The following is a 19,865-nucleotide window of genomic DNA, read 5'->3' as shown; positions in this document are numbered from 1 at the left end:
GGAAGACCAATGGCGACGCTGACAGAAGATGATGTGCTTGAGCAACTGGACGCACAGGACAATTTATTGTCATTTATGAGAACTACACATGTCATTTTGCTCCAGGGGATACGCCAGTTTCTGCCGTCGCTGTTTGTCGATAATGATGAAGAGATCGTGGAATATGCAGTGAAGCCGTTACTCGCTCAAAGCGGCCCGCTTGACGATATTGATGTTGCGCTACGTTTGATTTTTGCGCTGGGGAAAATGGACAAATGGCTGTATGCCGATATCACGCACTTTTCCCAGTTCTGGCATTACCTGAATGAACAGGATGAAACGCCCGGATTTGCCGATGACATTACCTGGGATTTTATCAGCAACGTCAATAGCATAACCCGCAATGCGACGCTCTATGACGCGTTAAAAGCGATGAAGTTCGCTGATTTCGCCGTCTGGTCAGAGGTGCGTTTTAGTGGGATGGTCAAAACGGCGCTGACGCTGGCAGTAACGACCACCTTAAAGGAATTAACGCCGTGAAAATCGAACTGACGGTGAATGGATTGAAGGTACAGGCGCAGTACCCGAACGAAGAGATTGAAAATGTGCATAAACCGTTGCTGCGTATGCTGGCAGCCTTACAGACGGTAAATCCGCAGCGGCGTACCGTGGTTTTTCTTTGCGCTCCGCCGGGGACGGGTAAATCTACCCTAACCACTTTCTGGGAATATCTCGCGCAACAAGACCCGGAACTACCCGCTATTCAGACGCTGCCGATGGATGGTTTTCACCATTACAATAGCTGGCTGGATGCGCATCAATTGCGCCCCTTTAAAGGCGCACCAGAGACATTCGATGTGGCAAAACTGGCGGAAAATCTGCGCCAGGTAATGGAAGGGGATTGTACGTGGCCGCAGTACGATCGACAAAAGCATGATCCTGTTGAAGATGCGTTGCACGTTACCGCACCACTCGTCATCGTCGAAGGAAACTGGTTGTTGCTGGATGACGAGAAGTGGCGCCAGCTTGCGCAATTTTGTGATTTCTCGATCTTTATCAACGCGCCAGCTACTGCGTTGCGGGAACGACTGGTGGGGCGCAAGCTGGCGGGAGGGTTATCGCTGGCAGACGCAGAAGCCTTTTATGACCGTACCGATGGGCCGAATGTTCGCCGGGTGCTGGAAGAGAGTCTGCCTGCAAATTTGACCTTAATGATGACCGCTACGGGTGAATATCGTCTGGTGGATTAACGTTCCTGATTACACCATCTTCCAGTCGCACCACACGAGAGAAATGACGCCGGGTAAATGCGGCGTCATGACTGATTGCTACGACGCTCGTGCCTCGCTGGCGGCACTTTTCCAGCCAGCTTTCAAACACGCTCATCCAATTTTCGTCAAAATCCCGACTCGGCTCGTCCAGCAGCAATAGCGGCGGAGAGAGTGCTTCCAGGCAGGCGACGGCGACCATCCGTCGCTGCGCACTATGCAGATCTAACGGATGCGCGCTGGCAGTGTCTGCTAACTGACAGCATTGCAGGGCAGCATTGGTACGTTGAGTGATTTCATCCGCCAGGCATTTTTGCAGTTTCAAACCAAATGCGATCTCGTCAGCGACGGTGCTGTGAAAAAGCTGGTTTTCCGCTTCCTGAAACAGTACGCCAATCTTTGCTGCACGTTGGCGGTTTTTCAGGTTTTTCATCGCCTGTTGTTGCAGCATAACCGTACCGGCTGTGGGCGTAAGAAGACCTGCCATTACTCGTAACAGCGTCGATTTTCCCGCGCCATTGTCGCCGGTCAGCGCCAACCATTCACCTTGTTTGAGTTGCAGAGAAATGTCGCAAAGACAATCCGTTGCCGCGCCAGACCAGCGATAAGACATCTGATTTAACGTTAACATAGTGGCTGGAGCGCTCCGTTTTGCAATTGCCACGCTTGCTGGCAGTAGTTCAGGAAAGGTGTGCGATGACGTTCAAAAAGAATAATCAGCGAACCACGTTCAAACGCCCAGTGTTGTAAGCGCTGCAACAGCATTTCGCTGGCCTGCGGCGTCAGGCGACTAAAGGCTTCATCAAGAATTAATAGTTTTGGCTGCATCGCGATGGCGCAGGCGATGACCACGCGCTGTGTCTCTCCACCGGAGAGTGTTGCCGGGTGACGATGGCGCAACGGCTGGCACTCGGTCAGAGTCAGGGCAGCATCAATCCGCGCCATAATCTCCTCTTCAGCAAGACACAGATTTTCTGGCCCAAAGGCAACTTCTTCTTCCACGCTAAAGGTACAGCCGGAGAGCTGCAAATAGGGCGATTGCTGAACGAGCTGGATGGTGGCGGATTGTTCATTAAGCGGGAGATACCCAATGGGCGTACCGAGAAGCGTCCCCGTGCCGGTTATCTCTCCTGGCAGAAAGTCCGGATACCAGCCCGCCATCAGTTGCGCCAGCGTACTTTTGCCACTGCCGTTGTCACCAAAGATGGCGACTATCCCCGGTTTGACATAGTGAAAGTCATAACAGAACGGAGGGTGCGTTGAGTGTGTCGGGCAATAGCGAAACTGTTCTAACGTAACCATATCCACGCTCCGAATTCTGCCAGCATCAGCAAGATCATGGCGTAACGTGCCACTTTTTCCAGGTTACTGTCAGGCGGTGCCCATAACGTAGTGCGCCGGTTGTGGATCCGAAATGCCCGCATATCCAGCGCCGCACCACGGATAGCCAGATCGTTTAGCGCATTGTGTGTTAGCGGAATAATTAGCGCGGGTATAGCACGTAAACGCTGATACCAGCCCTCATCCAGCGGCACCCCACGGGCGCGCTGCGCTTCATGAATAATCGCTAATTGCCGTTTTAACTGCTCAACGACCAACAAAGGCCCAGCGAACAGATAAGCGACGCCCGGCGGCAGGCGAGAAGCAAACAAAGCGCGGATAAAACGTTGCACTGGGACGAATTGCATCCACAACTGCGAGGTTGAAACAATCGCCAGAATCCGCAACCAGAGCGTAATAGCATGCGTCCACCGTTCTGGCGAGCGTGGCGTGCCGCTTAGCCATTCTGTCAGCCAGCCACCGTGTACCAGCCACAGTCCAGCCCCCAGCGAGAACATCAGCCAGACAACATATTTTACCCGCCGCCGCGTGGCCTTTAGCGCAATAAGGCAGAAAAAGGTCGCCGCGCTATAGAATGGCAGTATTGTCTGTGTGGGCAGGATAAGCGTGGTGCAGGCCGCCAGCGCCCACAGCGTTAGGGATGTAAACGGATGCATTTAGCGCACGGCAGCCATTGCCGGAAAATGGCGCGTGGTGCGAATCGGCAGCTGACGCAGTAAAAGCCAGACAATCACCGCTGTAAGAATTTTATCGACCAGGTTTGCGCCTATCACCGTAATCGCCACCGACTCCACCAGGTTTTGCCCCATAGAGTGCATCCAGGCAACGAACAAATCGGCTCCGCTACCGGTGACACCGCCGAACAGCGCAGTACGCAGCGGTACAGCGACGACCGTTACTGCAAGCGTAATAATCACGCCGCTGACAACGACTTTTGGCAGGGTGCGAAACCAACCCGCTCGCGCCAGCCAACCGGCGACCAGGCCAATAACCATCGCCACGGGGGCAAAGGCGGCGGCGATCGGGTCGGTGAGCAATCCCCAGAGTAAATTGGTCAGTAAGCCGGTCAGCATCCCGATCACCGGACCAAGCAGTACCGCGCTAATAAGTGTGCCGATGGAGTCGAGAAATATAGGTAATTTGACCATGCTGGCCAGTTGCCCGCCAATCATATTGATGGCGATAGAGATAACAATCAACACCAGTGCTTGACTGGAAAAGTGGCGACGCGCCATAAGAAAACCTCTCTGAAAGTAGTTATTTAACGGGGGAAATATGCAATTCGTCGTAACCAGAAAGCGCGCAAGGTTGGCGGCTAAACGCCAGCTCCTCAAGGCAGCCGATCACCAGTTCAAGCGTGGTCCGCACGGTACAGCCGGGCATCATATGACCGCCAAGCATCGTGCCGTGTGGATCGGAAACGCAGAGATGAAGATGTTCACCACTCTGTTCCAGTGTGCCGTTCAATGCGATGACTTCGAACTTACCGCTTAGTAGGGCCGTGTTTTCTTGCCCGGCATAGCGTAAGGCGACGTCAGTCAGACTGCCGGTACAACCTGCAATCCACGCGGCGTGGAGTTGTTGTTGCTGCGCGAAGGCGCGTAATTGGGAGAGAACTTCCTGCCCTGGGAGCAGGCGCAGCGCGTAAAAGCGTGCGGAGGAAGAATATGGGTAGGGCAATGTCATCATTGGAGTACTCCGAAACTCGGACGTATTGCGGATAATATCGACGCTGCATCAGTCATATTCTGATATAAGTCAGGGTTTGTGACGGCACAACGAAAAGATTTTGCTACGCTTATTCGTGATTCTGCAAAGTGGAATAAATTCCACAGGGGCGGGGATGAAAACGTGACGTAAGTCAGATAATTGTCTTCTTTGACTGGACAATCATTCCTTTTATTCCACGTTTCGCTTATCCTAGCTGAAGCGTTTCAGTCGATTAAATGTTCGACAATTAACCAATCAGTCGCAGTTTGCGACAGGTAAGGTTTCCCCGGACGATTTGCTGGATTACTCTGTCTGGCAAATTTGCTCAGGGAAAACCTTGCAGGAGATCTATGACCGTACGCGTAGCGATAAATGGCTTCGGTCGCATCGGGCGTAATGTGGTTCGTGCTTTGTATGAATCCGGACGCCGGGCGGAAATTACCGTGGTGGCAATCAACGAACTGGCGGATGCTGCGGGCATGGCGCATTTGTTGAAATATGACACCAGTCATGGCCGTTTTGCATGGGAAGTACGACAGGAACGCGATCAACTTTTTGTTGGTGATGACGCCATCCGCGTATTGCATGAACGTTCACTGCAATCGCTCCCATGGCGTGAACTGGGCGTCGATGTGGTTCTCGACTGCACCGGCGTATATGGCTCCCGCGAGCATGGCGAAGCACATATTGCCGCCGGGGCCAAAAAAGTGCTCTTTTCACATCCTGGCAGTAACGATCTCGATGCGACCGTTGTTTACGGCGTCAATCAGGATCAACTTCGTGCGGAACACCGCATCGTTTCTAACGCTTCCTGTACCACGAATTGCATAATTCCCGTCATCAAATTGTTAGATGATGCGTACGGTATTGAGTCCGGCACTGTGACCACAATTCACTCCGCCATGCACGATCAACAGGTTATTGATGCATACCATCCTGACCTGCGTCGCACCCGGGCAGCCAGCCAGTCGATCATTCCGGTCGATACTAAACTGGCCGCCGGTATCACACGATTTTTTCCGCAATTTAACGATCGCTTTGAAGCGATTGCGGTACGTGTGCCAACCATAAATGTGACGGCAATCGATTTAAGCGTGACGGTGAAGAAACCTGTAAAAGCCAATGAAGTCAACCTGTTGCTGCAAAAAGCAGCACAAGGTGCATTTCATGGTATAGTTGACTATACGGAATTGCCGTTGGTCTCTGTAGATTTTAACCACGATCCGCACAGTGCCATTGTCGATGGCACCCAAACCCGGGTCAGTGGCGCACACCTGATCAAAACGTTGGTCTGGTGCGATAACGAATGGGGCTTTGCTAACCGAATGCTCGACACGACGTTAGCTATGGCTACTGTTGCTTTCAGGTAAGACGCAAGCAGCGTCTGCAAAACTTTTAGAATCAACGAGAGGATTCACCATGTCTGTAATTAAGATGACCGATCTGGATCTTGCTGGGAAACGTGTATTTATCCGTGCGGATCTGAACGTACCAGTAAAAGACGGGAAAGTAACCAGCGACGCGCGTATCCGTGCTTCTCTGCCGACCATCGAACTGGCCCTGAAACAAGGCGCGAAAGTGATGGTAACTTCCCACCTGGGTCGTCCTACCGAAGGCGAGTACAACGAAGAATTCTCTCTGCTGCCGGTTGTTAACTACCTGAAAGACAAACTGTCTAACCCGGTTCGTCTGGTTAAAGATTACCTCGACGGCGTTGACGTTGCTGAAGGTGAACTGGTTGTTCTGGAAAACGTTCGCTTCAACAAAGGCGAGAAGAAAGACGACGAAACTCTGTCCAAAAAATATGCTGCACTGTGTGACGTGTTCGTAATGGACGCATTCGGTACTGCTCACCGCGCGCAGGCTTCTACTCACGGTATCGGTAAATTCGCTGATGTTGCGTGCGCAGGCCCGCTGCTGGCAGCTGAACTGGACGCGCTGGGTAAAGCACTGAAAGAACCTGCTCGCCCGATGGTGGCTATCGTTGGTGGTTCTAAAGTATCTACCAAACTGACCGTTCTGGATTCCCTGTCCAAAATCGCTGACCAGCTGATCGTGGGTGGTGGTATCGCTAACACCTTTATCGCGGCACAAGGCCACGATGTGGGTAAATCCCTGTACGAAGCTGACCTGGTTGACGAAGCAAAACGTCTGCTGACCACCTGCAACATTCCGGTTCCGTCTGACGTTCGCGTAGCAACTGAGTTCTCTGAAACTGCACCGGCTACCCTGAAATCTGTTAACGATGTGAAAGCTGACGAGCAGATCCTGGATATCGGCGATGCTTCTGCGCAGGAACTGGCTGAAATCCTGAAGAATGCGAAAACCATTCTGTGGAACGGCCCGGTTGGCGTGTTCGAATTCCCGAACTTCCGCAAAGGTACTGAAATCGTGGCTAACGCTATCGCAGACAGCGAAGCGTTCTCCATCGCTGGTGGCGGTGACACTCTGGCAGCAATCGACCTGTTCGGCATTGCTGACAAAATCTCCTACATCTCCACTGGCGGCGGCGCATTCCTCGAATTCGTGGAAGGTAAAGTACTGCCTGCAGTAGCGATGCTCGAAGAGCGCGCTAAGAAGTAAAAAATCACAGGGCAGGGAAACCTGCCCTTGTTGCAGCGCGCTTTTAGAGCACGCATTTTTTCATACTCTAAATAATTCGAGTTGCAGGAAGGCGACAAGAGAGTGAATCCTCAGGAGCTTACATAAGTAAGTGACTGGGGGGAGCGAACGCAGACGCAGCACATGCAACTTGAAGTATGACGAGTATAAGGCCCGACGATACAGGACAAGAGACATGTCTAAGATTTTTGATTTCGTAAAACCTGGCGTAATCACTGGTGATGACGTACAGAAAGTTTTCCAGGTAGCAAAAGAAAACAACTTCGCACTGCCAGCAGTAAACTGCGTCGGTACTGACTCCATCAACGCCGTACTGGAAACCGCGGCTAAAGTTAAAGCGCCGGTTATCGTTCAGTTCTCCAACGGTGGTGCTTCCTTTATCGCTGGTAAAGGCGTGAAATCTGACGTTCCGCAGGGTGCTGCTATCCTGGGTGCGATCTCTGGTGCGCATCACGTTCACCAGATGGCTGAACACTATGGTGTTCCGGTTATCCTGCACACCGACCACTGCGCGAAAAAACTGCTGCCGTGGATCGACGGTCTGCTGGACGCGGGTGAAAAACACTTCGCAGCTACCGGTAAGCCGCTGTTCTCTTCTCACATGATCGACCTGTCTGAAGAATCTCTGCAAGAGAACATCGAAATCTGCTCTAAATACCTGGAGCGTATGTCCAAAATCGGCATGACTCTGGAAATCGAACTGGGTTGCACCGGTGGTGAAGAAGACGGCGTGGACAACAGCCACATGGACGCTTCTGCACTGTACACCCAGCCGGAAGACGTTGATTACGCATACACTGAGCTGAGCAAAATCAGCCCGCGCTTCACCATCGCAGCGTCCTTCGGTAACGTACACGGCGTATACAAGCCGGGTAACGTTGTTCTGACTCCGACCATCCTGCGTGACTCTCAGGAATATGTTTCCAAGAAACACAACCTGCCGCACAACAGCCTGAACTTCGTATTCCACGGCGGTTCCGGTTCTACTGCTCAGGAAATCAAAGACTCCGTAAGCTACGGCGTAGTGAAAATGAACATCGATACCGATACCCAATGGGCAACCTGGGAAGGTGTTCTGAACTATTACAAAGCGAACGAAGCTTATCTGCAGGGTCAGCTGGGTAACCCGAAAGGCGAAGATCAGCCGAACAAGAAATACTACGATCCGCGCGTATGGCTGCGTGCCGGTCAGACTTCGATGATCGCTCGTCTGGAAAAAGCATTCCAGGAACTGAACGCGATCGACGTTCTGTAAGATATTCCTTTCTGCTTACCTCAAGGCCCGCTCTGCGGGTCTTTTTTTCGCCAAAAGCAAAATTGCCTGATGCGCTACGCTTATCAGGCCTACATGTATCCTGCAATATACTGAATTTACAGGCTTTTGTAGGCTGGATAAGGCGTTCACGCCGCATCCGGCATGACAAAGTGCACATTGATATCTGTCTGAGCCCCGCTCTGCGGATCTTTTTTCACCATAAGCAAGGTGATGCAGATGAGAAATCTGTGATCTATTTGGCAAAATTATGCTTTATTGTTTACCCTTGTCAGACTGCCCGTCATAAGGCGGCGGAGTGTATTTCTCCATTTTGAGTCAGTTGAAAAGGAATATTGAATGGAAGATTTGAATGTTGTCGATAGCATAAACGGCGCGGGGAGCTGGCTGGTGGCTAACCAGGCGCTGCTGCTAAGTTATGCAGTAAACATCGTGGCGGCACTCGCGATCATCATCGTTGGTTTGATTATCGCGCGGATGATTTCCAACGCGGTGAATCGCCTGATGATCTCCCGTAAAATCGATGCCACCGTTGCTGATTTTCTTTCTGCATTAGTCCGTTACGGAATTATCGCCTTTACGCTAATCGCTGCACTGGGGCGCGTGGGCGTACAAACCGCGTCAGTCATTGCTGTACTCGGTGCCGCAGGCTTAGCTGTTGGTCTGGCTTTGCAGGGGTCACTGTCTAACCTGGCCGCTGGCGTGTTACTGGTCATGTTCCGCCCGTTCCGTGCCGGAGAATATGTTGACCTCGGCGGCGTAGCCGGTACTGTGCTGAGCGTGCAGATTTTCTCCACCACCATGCGTACTGCAGACGGTAAAATTATCGTTATTCCGAACGGTAAAATTATTGCTGGGAATATTATTAACTTCTCCCGCGAGCCAGTTCGCCGTAACGAATTTATTATTGGCGTGGCGTATGATTCCGATATCGATCAGGTTAAGCAGATCCTGACCAATATTATCCAGTCTGAAGACCGCATTTTGAAAGATCGCGAAATGACTGTGCGTCTGAACGAACTTGGCGCATCGTCGATTAATTTCGTGGTCCGCGTCTGGAGCAAAAGCGGCGATCTACAAAACGTGTACTGGGATGTGCTGGAGCGTATTAAACGTGAATTTGATGCCGCCGGTATCAGCTTCCCGTACCCGCAAATGGATGTGAACTTTAAGCGGGTGAAAGAAGACAAAGCTGCATAATCAACGCTGAGGCCAGATAATACTCTCTGGCCTCTCTCTTATTAGTTTTTCTGATTGCCAATTAATATTATCAATTTCCGCTAATAACAATCCCGCGATATAGTCTCTGCATCAGATACTTAATTCGGAATATCCAACGTGTTTTCTTATTATTTTCAAGGTCTTGCACTTGGGGCGGCTATGATCCTACCGCTCGGTCCACAAAATGCTTTTGTGATGAATCAGGGCATACGTCGTCAGTACCACATTATGATTGCCTTACTTTGTGCTATCAGCGATTTGGTCCTGATTTGCGCCGGGATTTTTGGTGGCAGTGCGTTATTGATGCAGTCGCCGTGGTTGCTTGCGCTGGTCACCTGGGGCGGCGTAGCCTTCTTGCTGTGGTATGGTTTTGGCGCTTTTAAAACAGCAATGAGCAGTAATATTGAGTTAGCCAGTGCCGAAGTCCTGAAGCAAGGCAGATGGAAAATTATCGCCACCATGTTGGCAGTGACCTGGCTGAATCCGCATGTTTACCTGGATACTTTTGTTGTACTGGGCAGCCTTGGTGGGCAGCTTGACGTCGAACCAAAACGTTGGTTTGCGCTCGGGACAATTAGCGCCTCTTTCCTGTGGTTCTTTGGTCTGGCTCTTCTCGCAGCCTGGCTGGCACCGCGCCTGCGCACGGCAAAATCACAGCGCATTATCAATCTGGTAGTGGGATGTGTTATGTGGTTTATTGCCTTGCAGCTGGCGAGAGACGGTATTGCGCATGCACAAGCCTTGTTCAGTTAGGCGCTATCTGATGGAAAAATAAAACAGAGGCGCTAAGCTTGCCTCCAGAGGTCCTGAATTTTGGGCAAGTCAATTAACACGGAGAGACTAACGTGAAGTTCAAAGTTATCGCCCTGGCGGCATTAATGGGTATTAGCGGGATGGCAGCGCAGGCTAACGAATTGCCGGATGGACCGCATATTGTCACCTCCGGTACGGCAAGCGTGGATGCGGTGCCAGACATTGCCACTCTTGCGATTGAAGTCAACGTGGCCGCGAAGGATGCCGCTACTGCCAAGAAACAGGCGGATGAGCGCGTCGCACAATACATTTCCTTCCTTGAACTCAATCAGATCGCGAAAAAAGATATCAGCTCAGCGAACTTACGCACCCAGCCAGATTATGATTATCAGGATGGTAAAAGTATCCTGAAAGGCTACCGTGCTGTGAGAACGGTGGAAGTCACGCTCCGTCAGTTAGACAAACTGAATTCCTTGCTGGATGGTGCGCTGAAGGCGGGTCTTAACGAAATTCGTTCTGTATCGCTGGGCGTGGCGCAGCCGGATGCCTATAAAGACAAAGCGCGTAAGGCAGCGATTGATAACGCGATTCATCAGGCGCAGGAACTGGCGAACGGCTTTCATCGTAAACTAGGGCCGGTATATAGCGTGCGCTACCATGTTTCCAACTATCAGCCCAGCCCAATGGTGCGGATGATGAAAGCCGATGCCGCGCCGGTCTCAGCCCAGGAAACTTACGAGCAGGCTGCTATTCAGTTTGATGATCAGGTCGATGTGGTCTTCCAGTTAGAACCTGTGGATCAACAACCCGCTAAAACACCTGCCGCACAATAATACTTGTAGCCCGACGTATTGGTCGGGCTAATGCCTTTACCCGATATTGCCTCCTTTTTCTGTAATTTTCTGTAAAACCATGACGTAATCACCTATCTTTGCTCGCGGTTTCATCAAGGATAGGCTAACTGAAACGGTTAAGCGGACAAGGATGCGGGGGAGCTGGGATGGACATTTTTATTTCGAAAAAGATGCGCAATTTCATTTTATTAGCGCAAACTAATAATATTGCCCGGGCGGCAGAAAAAATCCATATGACGGCTTCGCCATTTGGCAAAAGCATTGCCGCGCTGGAAGAACAAATTGGCTATACGCTATTTACCCGCAAAGATAATAATATCAGCCTCAATAAAGCCGGGCAGGAACTGTATCAAAAACTGTTCCCGGTTTATCAACGGCTTTCTGCGATTGATAATGAAATCCATAACTCAGGACGTCGTTCACGAGAAATTGTGATAGGCATAGATAATACTTATCCGACCATTATTTTTGATCAGTTGATTAGTCTCGGAGATAAGTACGAAGGCGTGACCGCCCAGCCAGTTGAGTTCAGCGAAAACGGCGTTATCGATAATCTTTTTGACCGTCAGTTAGATTTTATAATCTCCCCACAGCATGTATCTGCACGAGTTCAGGAACTGGAAAATCTGACTATCAGTGAACTACCACCGCTGCGATTGGGCTTTCTCGTTTCTCGCCGTTATGAAGAGCGACAAGAGCAAGAGTTGCTTCAGGAGCTACCCTGGCTACAAATGCGCTTTCAGAACCGGGCCAACTTCGAAGCAATGATTGATGCGAATATGCGTCCTTGTGGGATCAATCCCACCATTATTTATCGACCTTACAGTTTTATGGCCAAAATCAGCGCCGTGGAGCGCGGACATTTTCTGACGGTGATCCCGCATTTTGCCTGGCGACTGGTGAATCCGGCAACGCTGAAATATTTTGATGCGCCGCACAGGCCGATGTATATGCAGGAATATCTTTATTCAATCAGAAATCATCGTTATACCGCCACGATGCTTCAGCATATTGCTGAAGATCGTGACGGGACGAGTCATTAACCCAGCATCGAGCCGGTTGCAATTAAATTACGGTGTAAATCGAAGACGTGGCTAAGATCGTGGTGAATATGTCCGCCGGGCGCATTTTCCAGATAGCGATGCAGATAATCCCGATACATAGGATGTGCACAATTATCAATGATGGTGCGGGCGCGTTGAAGCGGGGAAAGACCACGCAGATCGGCGATCCCTTGTTCGGTGATGATCACTTTGACGCTGTGTTCGCTGTGATCAACATGGCTGCACATTGGCACGACGGTTGAGATCTTGCCTTCTTTAGCAATCGACGGGGCCATAAAGATCGACAGATACGCGTTGCGTTCAAAATCACCGCTGCCACCGATGCCGTTCATCAGATCGACCCCGGCTACGTGCGTTGAGTTGGCATGCCCGTAAATATCAAACTCCAGGCCGACGTTCAGAGCGATGACGCCCAGACGACGGATGATTTCCGGGTTATTGGAAATCTCCTGCGGACGCAACACAATGCGGCTGGCAAAGTAATCCATATTGTCGTAAATCTTGCGCAGGGAATCGGCCGAGATAGTCAGGCTGGAGGCGCTGGCCCCGCTGATTTTGCCCGTTTCCAGTAAATGCACCACCGATTCCTGTAGCACTTCCGAATACATCATGAACGGAGGAATTTCCGGGTTTTCCCCTAGTCGCGCCATGACTGCATTATTGATATTGCCCACGCCACTTTGCAGCGGCAGAAATTCCGGCGGAATACGCCCATGCGCCATTTCCTGCAACAAGAACGTGACCACGTTATCGGCAATCTGCTGGCACATGGGATTTTGCTTATCCAGCATATTACCGGCGTCGGGCAAGTTGGTTTCCACGACGGCGACAATCTTTTTCGGATCGATTTGCACATAGCGGGTACCGACGCGATCCATTGCATGGAAGATCGACACGCTATTGCGCCGCGGTGGCGCGCCAGGAATCACAATATCCGCCAGTTCTGCAACGCGCGGATCGTGATAGTGATTGAGTTCAATGATCACTTTCTTCGCCCGCAGCAGCCAGGTCGGCGCATTACCGATCCCGCTGGTTAACCAGACTCGACCATCCGGTGCCAGTGCCGATGCTTCAATGACGGCAACATCAATTTCGCCGAAGAAACCGTAATTGACCATTTGCGCCACTTCGCTCAAATGCAGGTCAACGAAACTCACCGCGCCCTGATTGATCTTTTTACGTAAACCGGACGATGTTTGATATGGCGCACGCCAGGAAACAGCATCGGCGTCAGAAAGTACATCGTCAGCGGCGGCGCTGATTGACGCCCCCGTCAGTAGGCGGATTTGATACGGCTTTTTGGCCTCATGCTGTTCGTTAGCTCTGCGGGCAATGGCGGTGGGAAGGGCTTTCGGCGAACCCGCCGGGGTAAAGCCGCTAAATGCCACCATGTCGTTATGCTGGATAATTTCTGCCGCTTCATCGGCGGTCATCCTTGTCCACTGAGTTTCCATTTTTACTCCTTCGTTCGCAGGGATTAATGACCAACGAAATTAGGTTTACGTTTTTCGAGGAAAGCGTTCATCCCTTCCTGGTAATCTTCGCTGTCATAAACCGCGCGGCGCATCCCCTGAATACGTTCAAATTCATCGGAGTTCATGGTGTGCGCTTCGCCCAGTACACGCAGTTCTTCTTTGATAACGGCAATGGCTAACGGCGCTTTCTCAGAGATGTGGTGCGCCATTTGTAAGGTGAAATCTTCCAGTTCTTCCACTTCCACAACATGGTTGAGGATGCCGACAGCCAGCGCGCGCTGGGCTGTGATTGGCGAAGCGGTAAAAATCAGCTCTTTGACAATGTGGAAGCCCGCGTCGCGGGTCAGGTTGTGAATGCCGACCAGGTTATACGGGACGCCGAGGTTTACAGGCGTCATTGAGAAGGTTGAGGTACTGGCGGCGATGATCAGATCGGAACTCATGATCATTTCAAATGCGCCCCCCCAAACACTACCTTCCACCATCGAAATGATCGGTTTCGGGAATTTTTGGATCATGCGGGTGATTTGACGCAACGGATCATCATAGGAGAGCGGATCGCGACCGCCAGACGGCAGTTCGTGAATATCGTGACCTGCGGAGAAGACTTTGGATCCACTCGGCGCGCGCAAAATGATACAGCGAATTTCCGGCCGGTTGAGATCGCTTAATGCCTGCATAAGATCATCAATAAAGACTTTACTTAAGGCATTAAGTTTTCGGCCATAGTTAAACTCAATGACCGCCACTTTGTTGATAGTGACAACGTTCACATACTGATAAGACATAAAAATTCCTTTAATCAAAATATTGCGTCTGGATAAATTCACTGAGCTGTCGCAGGCCGGTGCGCGGTGAGAGCGTATTGTTTTTGACCGCTAAAAGCGTCTGGCGGTAATAGCGATCGAAATCTTCATTCGCGAACAGGTGATTCAGTACTTCTTCTTCGGTTTGTTTACGCAGCCATTCCACCGATTGTTGTTGCCGCACTTGCTGTAAACGACCACTGGCAGTTAGCGCGGTTTTGAAGTCGATGATGGCGTGCCAGATCTCATCGATTCCACGTTTTTCCAGTGCGCTACAAGTCAGAACTCGTGGCTGCCATTCGTCGTATTTACGTCGCAGAATATGCAGGGCACTCTCGTACATATGCCGGGCAATGGCGACATTGGTATGGTTATCGCCATCGTCTTTGTTGATAACGATCAGATCTGCCACTTCCATCAGCCCCTTTTTAATCCCCTGCAGATCATCGCCGCCACCGGCAATTTGCAACGAGATAAAACAGTCCACCATGCGGGCGACTTCCGTTTCCGACTGTCCGACGCCAACCGTTTCGACAATCACTACGTCATAACCCGCCGCTTCGCATAACAGCATTAATTCCCGCGCTCGCTGACTGGCACCGCCCAGATGGCCGGAGGATGGTACCGGGCGAATAAACGCCGCCTCGGCACGCGCCAGGTCATTCATGCGGGTTTTATCTCCGAGAATGCTACCGCCAGTGACCGGGCTGCTGGGATCGACCGCAATAACTGCAACCTTTAATCCCTCACGAATCAACAACATGCCAAAGGCTTCAAGAAAGGTGCTTTTCCCCGCACCGGGTGTGCCAGTAACGCCCAGTCGCAGGGCGTTACCGCAGTACGGCATAATGGCATCAAGTAGTTGCGTACTTAGCGCCTGATGACGCGGGTGACGGCTTTCCACCAGCGTCATGGCCTGGGCGAGCGTGGCACGCTCACCCTGACGTAAGCGGCGAATACTTTCTGCCAGCGTGGCTTCATTAATCATGATGCTGGCTTATCAGATTCAGTACGTCGCGCACGCTGTCGAGCATAGGCGTACCTGGACCATAAATCGCCGCCACGCCGCGCTCCTGCAGGAAGGCGTAATCCTGCGGCGGAATGACGCCACCCGCGACCACGCAGATATCTTCGCGTCCCCATTTTTTCAGCGCTTCGACCAGTTCCGGGATCAGCGTTTTATGACCGGCAGCCAGTGAAGATGCGCCCACTACGTGAACGTCGTTTTCTACTGCCAGGCGAGCGATCTCTTCAGGTGTAGAGAACATCGGGCTTAAATCTACGTCGAAACCGAGATCGGAATAGGCGCTGGCGATCACTTTCGCGCCGCGATCGTGCCCATCCTGGCCCATTTTGGCGATCAGAATGCGCGGGCGACGACCATTGTCGGCAAGGAACTGCTCCGTTTGCGCAACAATAGCATCGAACTCGGAGGCCGATTTCTCAGACTGATGATAGCTTTGCGCAATCACGCCGGTAACACACTGGCTTGGCACCAGATAACGGTCGAAAGCGGCTTCCAGCGCATCGGAAATTTCACCCAGGGTGGCGCGAACGCGAGCGGCATTAACAGCGGCAGCCAGCAGGTTTTCGTTATGCTGTGCGGCGTGAGTCAGGGCGTTCAACGCGGCGGTTACGGCGGCATCATCACGGGTGGCGCGAATGCGTTCCAGCGAAGCAATTTGCTCGTTACGCACCATCACGTTGTCGATCTCAAGTACATCGGTTTCGTCTTCGTGATCCAGTTTGTACTTGTTGACACCAACGATGACACGCTTGCCCTGGTCGATCAACGACTGTTCGCGCGCGGAGGCCTCTTCGATCATTCGTTTTGGCAGACCTGCTTCGATCGCTTTCGCCATGCCACCGGCTTCGTCGATCTGTTGGATAATGGCTCTGGCTTGTTTGACGATTTGATCGGTCAGCGATTCAACGTAATAGGATCCGGCCAGTGGATCGACGGTGCGGCAGAGTTCTGATTCTTCCTGAATGATGATCTGGGTATTGCGGGCAATGCGTGCTGAGAAATCGGTAGGCAAACCAAGCGCTTCATCAAAGGCGTTGGTATGCAGTGACTGAGTACCGCCCAGCGTTGCAGCCAGTGCTTCAATGGTGGTGCGGATAACGTTGTTATACGGATCCTGTTCAGTCAGGCTCCAGCCTGAGGTCTGGCAGTGGGTACGCAGCGCCAGTGATTTCGGATCCTGTGCGCCAAATCCACTGACCGCTTCGCTCCATAAATAACGTGCCGCACGCAACATGGCGACGTTCATAAACAGATCCATGCCAATGCCGAAGAAAAACGACAGGCGAGGAGCGAAGTCATCAATTTTCAGCCCAGCGGAGATTGCTGCTTTGATGTACTCAATCCCATCAGCGAGCGTAAATGCTACCTGCTGCACGCAGTTGGCACCCGCTTCACCCATATGGTAACCGCTGATACTGATGGTATTAAATCGCGGCATGTTGCCGGAACACCAGGCGATGATGTCTGCGATAATACGCATTGACGGTTTTGGCGGGTAAATATAGGTGTTGCGGCAAAGATACTCTTTGAGGATATCGTTTTGAATGGTGCCGGTCAGTTTATCGGGTGTAACACCTTGCTCTTCTGCGGCGACAATATAAAACGCCAGTACTGGTAGTACTGCGCCATTCATGGTCATCGAAACCGACATTTTATCCAGCGGGATCTGGTCGAACAGGACTTTCATATCTTCCACGGTGTCGATAGCAACGCCCGCTTTGCCGACGTCGCCCGCCACGCGCGGGTTATCGGAGTCGTAGCCACGGTGGGTGGCAAGGTCAAACGCAACGGAAAGACCTTTTTGCCCGGCGGCCAGGTTACGGCGATAAAAAGCGTTGGACTCTTTTGCTGTTGAAAATCCAGCATACTGACGGATGGTCCACGGTTGGGCGGTATACATAGTGGCACGCGGGCCACGAACGTAGGGCGGCAAACCAGGAAGGGTACCTGTCACTTCCAGATTATCGAGATCGGCTTCAGTATACAGCGGCTTGATGGCGATCCCTTCTGCGGTTTGTTGAACCAGCGAGTCGACAGTTTTCTCCCGACGACTCAATTCCTTGTTGGCAATCTGTTGCCACTCCTGCACGTTAGACATTATTTGCTCCATAAAACGCAATCAAAATGAGGGTATTTGCGCTTACGGTGAGCTTTTTACGTGGGTTTGTCGCCAGCAAAAAAAATGCATTCAGACGTCGTTTTTTGCCGCCTGAGATTTGTCTATTTTGTGATGTGATTCAAGGAATACAAAAAGAACTGGAGGTGATGCCTGGTATGTATTACCAGGCATTATTTGATGGATTATTCCTGACGAAGAACTTTGTGACCATAATCGAGCAACGCATCAGTGACTTTACGCATCATGCGGCTTTCAGGAGCAAAGCGGTGCCAGTAGAGCATCCGGCGTTGAAATAGCCCTGGCGTTAAGTCAATCAGTTCGCCGCTGGCCAGTTCTTTCTCGATTTGCAGATGTGGGATCATACAGCAGGTGGTCCCCTGACGAGCAAGTTGCACGAACGCTTCTGAAGAATTAACGATATGGCAGGGTACGCTGCCTGGAGGCAGATCAAAGTTTTGCTGCAAAAAGGCCTGGTGCATATCATCAAGATGGTCAAACGCGACCACTGGCGCTTTCAGTAATGCCGAACGCGTTACGCCGTTAGGGAAATATTTTTCGGCAAACGGTTTTGAGCTGACGAACAGATAGTCAAGCGCACCGAGCTTATCGACAAGACAACTCGGCAGCGCCTGATGTTGAATACTCACCGCGCCGACCACTTCGCCGCGGCGCAGACGTTCCTGAGTGCGGGTTTCATCTTCTACCTGCAAGTTGAGGCGGATAGGCGAATCAGCTAACACAGGAGCCAGCGCCGGAAGCAACCACGTCGCCAGACTGTCAGCGTTGACCGCCAGTGAAAGCAGCAGCGGAGTTGAACCGGTTTGTTCATCGCCCAGCCACTCTTCTTCCAGTAACTCCACCTGGCGTAGCAGTGCCAGCAGTTTTTGCCCTTGTTCCGTCGGGCGCGGCGGTACGGTACGCACCAACAGCGGCTGCCCGAACATATTTTCCAGTTGCTTAATGCGCTGTGAGACGGCTGATTGTGTAATGCACAGCTTTTGTGCCGCGCGCTCAAATCCTCGTTCACGTATCACCGCATCCAGTGCCTGTAATGTTCTGTAGTCCGGGCGTTTCATTGCTGTTGTCTGCTCCTGGTAAATGCTTTTTCCTGCACTATGACACAATTTTGCGTCAGGTTGCATATACCGAAGCCGTCGGCGGGTACATTTGTATCAGTGGTTAAACACGCAGCTTAAAAGATCAGGGATTTGCGCTATTGCATTTCGCTCAGCGAGTTCGCGCCCTGGTTATGTTGAATGGCGTGGCGTTATTGCCTCTGTTCGCACCGTGGAGCGGCATACCCAGACCGTTGTATGCTTTATTTGCCGGGCGAAAGGGGATGCCCGCCATTGCGCGATATTTTATGGATGAGTTAACCACGCGGCTTGCCAACGGGGTCTGAATCGCTTTTTTTGTATATACTCGTCATACTTCAAGTTGCATGTGCTGCGTCTGCGTTCGCTCACCCCAGTCACTTACTTCTGTAAGCTCCTGGGGATTCACTCTCTTGTCGCCTTCCTGCAACTCGAATTATTTAGAGTATAATGCGTGTGAAATTTCATACCACAGGCGAAACGATCATGACGCAGGATGAATTGAAAAAAGCAGTAGGATGGGCGGCACTTCAGTATGTTCAGCCCGGCACCATTGTTGGTGTAGGTACAGGTTCCACCGCCGCACACTTTATTGATGCGCTCGGCACGATGAAAGGCCAGATTGAAGGGGCTGTTTCCAGTTCAGATGCTTCCACAGAAAAACTGAAAAGCCTGGGCATTCACGTTTTTGATCTCAACGAAGTCGACAGCCTTGGCATCTACGTCGACGGTGCAGATGAAATCAACGGCCACATGCAGATGATCAAAGGCGGCGGCGCGGCGCTGACCCGTGAAAAAATCATTGCTTCGGTTGCGGAAAAATTTATCTGTATTGCAGACGCTTCTAAGCAGGTTGATATTCTGGGCAAATTCCCGCTGCCAGTAGAAGTTATCCCGATGGCACGTAGTGCAGTGGCGCGCCAGCTGGTGAAACTGGGCGGTCGTCCGGAATACCGCCAGGGCGTGGTGACCGATAACGGCAACGTGATCCTCGACGTCCACGGCATGGAAATCCTTGACCCGATAGCGATGGAAAACGCCATAAATGCGATTCCAGGCGTGGTGACTGTTGGTCTGTTTGCTAACCGTGGCGCGGACGTTGCGCTGATTGGCACACCTGACGGTGTCAAAACCATTGTGAAATGATCTGACGGGGGAACCTCCCCCGTTAAAAAAATTCTCTTCATTAAATTTGGTGACATGTGTCACGTTTTTACCTGGCTATTGTCGATTGCTCTAAATAAATCCTCTGAACCAGC

Annotated in this window: 21 protein-coding genes; 11 read left to right on the top strand and 10 right to left on the bottom strand. The window is 51.5% G+C overall.

The genetic code is table 11. The features are described 5' to 3' along the window. The first annotated feature begins 9 nt into the window (after positions 1-9). Positions 10-519 carry a fumarase E gene (gene fumE, locus FQZ95_RS17560; RefSeq protein WP_105287660.1) on the top strand — a complete coding sequence of 170 codons (510 nt, stop codon included), beginning with the start codon at positions 10-12 and terminating at the stop codon, positions 517-519. Further along, the gene (locus FQZ95_RS17555) at positions 516-1,229 is read left to right on the top strand and encodes a nucleoside/nucleotide kinase family protein (RefSeq protein WP_032185078.1); all 714 of its coding nucleotides are present in this window, start codon (positions 516-518) and stop codon (positions 1,227-1,229) included. The genes fumE and FQZ95_RS17555 overlap by 4 nt, the downstream gene beginning before the upstream one ends. Here the strand turns inward: FQZ95_RS17555 and FQZ95_RS17550 are convergent. The 5 genes from FQZ95_RS17550 to FQZ95_RS17530 are packed head-to-tail and all read right to left on the bottom strand — an operon-like array spanning position 1,201 to position 4,277. Next, on the bottom strand, positions 1,201-1,878 hold the full coding sequence (locus tag FQZ95_RS17550) for an ABC transporter ATP-binding protein (RefSeq protein WP_160530463.1): 678 nt from the start codon (positions 1,876-1,878) through the stop codon (positions 1,201-1,203). The two genes, FQZ95_RS17555 and FQZ95_RS17550, sit on opposite strands and share 29 nt — an antisense overlap. Further along, positions 1,872-2,549, bottom strand: a complete 678-nt coding sequence (locus tag FQZ95_RS17545; protein WP_032185119.1) for an ABC transporter ATP-binding protein — start codon at positions 2,547-2,549, stop codon at positions 1,872-1,874. Before FQZ95_RS17545 ends, FQZ95_RS17550 begins: the two co-directional genes overlap by 7 nt. Then, a complete protein-coding gene (locus FQZ95_RS17540; RefSeq protein WP_032185076.1) occupies positions 2,537-3,244 on the bottom strand; it encodes an energy-coupling factor transporter transmembrane component T in 708 nt (235 codons plus the stop codon). Before FQZ95_RS17540 ends, FQZ95_RS17545 begins: the two co-directional genes overlap by 13 nt. After that, complete coding sequence (locus tag FQZ95_RS17535) at positions 3,245-3,823, bottom strand: ECF transporter S component (protein ID WP_000113903.1); 579 nt, start codon at positions 3,821-3,823, stop codon at positions 3,245-3,247. A 22-nt stretch (positions 3,824-3,845) separates the two neighbouring features. Then, entirely contained in the window at positions 3,846-4,277 is a 432-nt protein-coding gene (locus FQZ95_RS17530) for a PPC domain-containing DNA-binding protein (protein ID WP_001603470.1), read from the bottom strand. Positions 4,278-4,648: 371 nt separating this feature from the next. Between FQZ95_RS17530 and epd the strand changes: the two genes are divergently transcribed. From epd to srsR, 7 genes are all read left to right on the top strand, one after another. Next, positions 4,649-5,668, top strand: coding sequence for an erythrose-4-phosphate dehydrogenase (gene epd, locus FQZ95_RS17525; RefSeq protein ID WP_000218480.1), 1,020 nt, complete (start codon positions 4,649-4,651; stop codon positions 5,666-5,668). A gap of 49 nt (positions 5,669-5,717) precedes the next feature. Then, positions 5,718-6,881, top strand: coding sequence for a phosphoglycerate kinase (gene pgk, locus FQZ95_RS17520; RefSeq protein ID WP_000111269.1), 1,164 nt, complete (start codon positions 5,718-5,720; stop codon positions 6,879-6,881). A 214-nt stretch (positions 6,882-7,095) separates the two neighbouring features. After that, entirely contained in the window at positions 7,096-8,175 is a 1,080-nt protein-coding gene (fbaA, locus tag FQZ95_RS17515; RefSeq protein WP_000034372.1) for a class II fructose-bisphosphate aldolase, read from the top strand. A gap of 357 nt (positions 8,176-8,532) precedes the next feature. Beyond that, a complete protein-coding gene (gene mscS / locus FQZ95_RS17510) occupies positions 8,533-9,393 on the top strand; it encodes a small-conductance mechanosensitive channel MscS (protein WP_000389817.1) in 861 nt (286 codons plus the stop codon). 138 nt (positions 9,394-9,531) lie between these two features. Beyond that, positions 9,532-10,167, top strand: a complete 636-nt coding sequence (gene argO / locus FQZ95_RS17505; protein WP_000493350.1) for an arginine exporter ArgO — start codon at positions 9,532-9,534, stop codon at positions 10,165-10,167. A 92-nt stretch (positions 10,168-10,259) separates the two neighbouring features. Continuing rightward, on the top strand, positions 10,260-11,000 hold the full coding sequence (locus tag FQZ95_RS17500; protein ID WP_000669834.1) for an oxidative stress defense protein: 741 nt from the start codon (positions 10,260-10,262) through the stop codon (positions 10,998-11,000). Between the two features lie 167 nt (positions 11,001-11,167). Next, the gene (srsR, locus tag FQZ95_RS17495) at positions 11,168-12,064 is read left to right on the top strand and encodes a LysR family transcriptional regulator SrsR (protein WP_000350807.1); all 897 of its coding nucleotides are present in this window, start codon (positions 11,168-11,170) and stop codon (positions 12,062-12,064) included. Here srsR and scpC read toward each other — a convergent pair. From scpC to argP, 5 genes are all read right to left on the bottom strand, one after another. After that, positions 12,061-13,539 carry a propionyl-CoA:succinate CoA transferase gene (gene scpC, locus FQZ95_RS17490; protein WP_000449950.1) on the bottom strand — a complete coding sequence of 493 codons (1,479 nt, stop codon included), beginning with the start codon at positions 13,537-13,539 and terminating at the stop codon, positions 12,061-12,063. The genes srsR and scpC overlap by 4 nt on opposite strands. Before the next feature lie 23 nt (positions 13,540-13,562). Then, positions 13,563-14,348, bottom strand: a complete 786-nt coding sequence (gene scpB, locus FQZ95_RS17485) for a methylmalonyl-CoA decarboxylase (protein ID WP_000122080.1) — start codon at positions 14,346-14,348, stop codon at positions 13,563-13,565. Between the two features lie 10 nt (positions 14,349-14,358). Further along, positions 14,359-15,354, bottom strand: coding sequence for a methylmalonyl Co-A mutase-associated GTPase MeaB (meaB, locus tag FQZ95_RS17480; RefSeq protein ID WP_039021540.1), 996 nt, complete (start codon positions 15,352-15,354; stop codon positions 14,359-14,361). After that, complete coding sequence (gene scpA, locus FQZ95_RS17475) at positions 15,347-17,491, bottom strand: methylmalonyl-CoA mutase (RefSeq protein ID WP_105276716.1); 2,145 nt, start codon at positions 17,489-17,491, stop codon at positions 15,347-15,349. Before scpA ends, meaB begins: the two co-directional genes overlap by 8 nt. A gap of 203 nt (positions 17,492-17,694) precedes the next feature. Beyond that, positions 17,695-18,588, bottom strand: coding sequence for a DNA-binding transcriptional regulator ArgP (gene argP, locus FQZ95_RS17470; RefSeq protein WP_001360955.1), 894 nt, complete (start codon positions 18,586-18,588; stop codon positions 17,695-17,697). A gap of 140 nt (positions 18,589-18,728) precedes the next feature. On the opposite strand from argP, the gene FQZ95_RS17465 reads away from it, so the two are divergent. Then, positions 18,729-18,914: a hypothetical protein gene (locus FQZ95_RS17465; RefSeq protein WP_088541714.1), complete on the top strand. Its 186-nt coding sequence runs from the start codon at positions 18,729-18,731 to the stop codon at positions 18,912-18,914. Positions 18,915-19,092: 178 nt separating this feature from the next. Continuing rightward, complete coding sequence (gene rpiA / locus FQZ95_RS17460) at positions 19,093-19,752, top strand: ribose-5-phosphate isomerase RpiA (RefSeq protein WP_000189743.1); 660 nt, start codon at positions 19,093-19,095, stop codon at positions 19,750-19,752. Positions 19,753-19,865: the final 113 nt, after the last annotated feature.

It is taken from the genome of Escherichia sp. HH41S (genome assembly GCF_009820115.1).
In the GTDB taxonomy this organism is placed as follows: domain Bacteria; phylum Pseudomonadota; class Gammaproteobacteria; order Enterobacterales; family Enterobacteriaceae; genus Escherichia; species Escherichia coli_F.
This window is presented reverse-complemented; position numbering and strand designations above follow the sequence as displayed.